Here is a 1,984-nt window from a genome sequence, read left to right on the forward strand (position 1 = left end):
CTCCTTGTAAGATAAATATAGGGTTCAGGTTACAAAACGAACCCGAACGTTCCTTGATAATTGACTCCAAATTGTTCAGATGAATTAGTTGACACGCTGGATCTCAACCACTAAATATTGTGTTATACTCACTTTTGTTAGAGAGATAGATGTGCGTCACTCCTGGATCCCTCTTCGGAGGATTATCCGTAAAATAGCGTGTCACTCCACAAGAATGATTCGATGTTTAGCTGGTTGGGTCACTACTCTAGTGCTACCCGTTTCAAAAGCAAGGTTGTTTGACATTCTTCCTTAGTGGATGCTCTGATTCATTCTGTTCGAAAGGTTGTGTTCCCTTGTCTCAGTTTCTTAACGATTTCGTGGTCGGAATCGATGTTTCTTCTGAATTCTCTATTGTTGCCATGTTAGCACCGACGGGGGAACTCATCCGTAAACCCTTTAGGATTGATCACAATCCCCCCGGCTTTCATAAACTGCTTGATATCCTCAAAAAAGAAGAAGAGCGGTTAAATCGAAAGCCCATCTACTTCGTAGAATCTACGGGTATCTTTCATTTACCACTCTTCTTCTTCTTGAAATCGAATGACCTCAAGGGTTTTGTACTTAACCCCTTGTGTGTTCATTCTACCAAGAATTTCGACTTAAGAAAAGTGAAAAATGATAATAAAGATGCTGAAGCCATCGCTAGGCTGGCTAAATACCAAGATATTAAGGTTTCCATGATGCCTGAACCACAAATTCTTGCTTTGCGCATGATGACAAGGGAGTATTTTGCCGTTTCAGATAGGCTTTCTGAGATGAAGAACAGGCTTTGTACGGATCTCTATTTGCTCTTTCCTGGATTCCTTGACGTGTTCTCTGGACCCTTTGGAAAGACGGCTTTAGCGGTTCTTCAAGACTATCCTTCACCTAGGGCTATTCGAGATGCTGATACAGACGTCCTCACTCTCTTAATCTCTAAAGCCGGTCGCAAGGGCTTAAAGTGGGCCTCTAATAAGGTGGCGCTACTTCGTGACTGTGCTCAGCTTGCTTCTTCTATGCCCAGTGAATTCTCATTGCTTGATACTAAGATCAAGTTTCATATTGATGGGATAGAACACACGCAGGCAAGCTTAGATGGCATTGAGGCACAAATCCATAAGATGATTGATTCCAAGGAATTCCCGGCCAAGGCACGGCGGAACGTTGAGCTTCTTGATGAAATACCAGGTGTTGGCTTTTTGACGGCTGCTACGCTTATTGCTGAGATTGGGGACTTCAGTCTTTTCAACTCTCCTAAAGCCCTCACGGCATTCTTTGGTCTTGATCCCTCAGTCAATCAGTCCGGTAAATTCAACGGCGACCGAAATAAGATTTCTAAACGCGGCACACGAATTGGAAGGAGAATTCTTTTTACAGTCGCCATGGCCTCCATTAGAACTACTCGGAATGGCAAGGAGATCAACCCGGTTTTAAGAGAATTCTACCAGTCTAAATGCGTCAGCAAGAAGAAAAAGGTGGCTCTCGTGGCCGTCATGCACAAACTTCTTCACTACATCTTTGCGGTCCTTCGTGACCAAAAGTCCTTTGCGCTTAAAAGGCCTGAGGATCATCAAGCTTGGAGAAATGCAAAGCCTCAACCTGTCGCCGCTTAAAACTTAACTAGTTTGATGCAACAGAGCCGTTTGAGAGCGTCAAGGGTGATGCGAGGGATACCGGAGGGCGTTAGACCGAGGATATGCTTGCCATCATCCCATTGACTCGTGCACGACACCCAAACGCTTGAAGGCTGCAAAGTCTCTTTTACCTCAGAAGTTACCCAGATTAAAAGAGAGTTTGCTTGGCTAGCGCCGAGCGTCTCGTTTCCTCTAGGTCAGGTCTTCCAAAAATTAACGTTTAGGTCATTGTTCGGATTTTTCAGTGGCTTAGTTTGCAATACCCATTGTTCGGAATCGAAAAACAAAAGAAATTATCAATTAACCCCTTGACTTTTATTAGCTGGTCT

General features: G+C 44.0%; 1 protein-coding gene. It reads left to right on the plus strand.

Translation table 11 applies throughout. The annotated features are described in order from the left end of the window. The first annotated feature begins 335 nt into the window (after positions 1-335). Positions 336-1,634, plus strand: coding sequence for an IS110 family RNA-guided transposase (locus BLS16_RS22995; protein ID WP_092335897.1), 1,299 nt, complete (start codon positions 336-338; stop codon positions 1,632-1,634). The last annotated feature ends 350 nt before the right edge of the window (positions 1,635-1,984 follow it).

Source organism: Desulfosporosinus hippei DSM 8344, assembly GCF_900100785.1.
Taxonomy (GTDB): Bacteria; Bacillota; Desulfitobacteriia; order Desulfitobacteriales; family Desulfitobacteriaceae; genus Desulfosporosinus; species Desulfosporosinus hippei.